This is a genomic window from Micromonospora sp. ALFpr18c (genome assembly GCF_008868155.1).
GTDB lineage: Bacteria > Actinomycetota > Actinomycetes > Mycobacteriales > Micromonosporaceae > Micromonospora.
Map to the genome: position 1 here is coordinate 1 of NZ_WBKR01000518.1, position 386 is coordinate 386.

General features: G+C 69.4%; 1 protein-coding gene. It reads right to left on the reverse strand.

What is annotated here, in order from left to right:
- Nucleotides 1–386: hypothetical protein (locus tag F8271_RS31910; RefSeq protein WP_151493458.1), on the reverse strand; the 386-nt coding region annotated here is incomplete at both ends.

Below are 386 nucleotides of genomic sequence, written 5' to 3' on the forward strand. Positions count from 1 at the left end.
TGAGGCCCTTGAGGAACGCGGTGGTGGAGTAGGCCGGGTCGGTGATCTGTTCCGGCGTGCCCCAACCGGAGCTCGGGCGCTGCTGGAACAGGCCCAACGAGTCGTGGTCGTTGGCGTCACCCAGGTGGCCGAGGTTCTCCAGCTTCGACTCCTGCAAGCTCGTCGCGATCGAGATCACCGCGGCGCGTTCGGGCAGGCCAGCCTTCTTCGTCGCGGCGATGATCGCCTTGACGTTCGCGGTCTGCTCACCGTTGAGGGTGATGTGCGACTGCTCGCCCTGCGGCTTCGGCGCACCGGTCTGCACCGCCACCGCGACGGGCTTGGCGTCCACGGCCGGGGTGGCGGCGTGGGCGGCGATCGGACCGGCGAACACACCACCGGCGAAC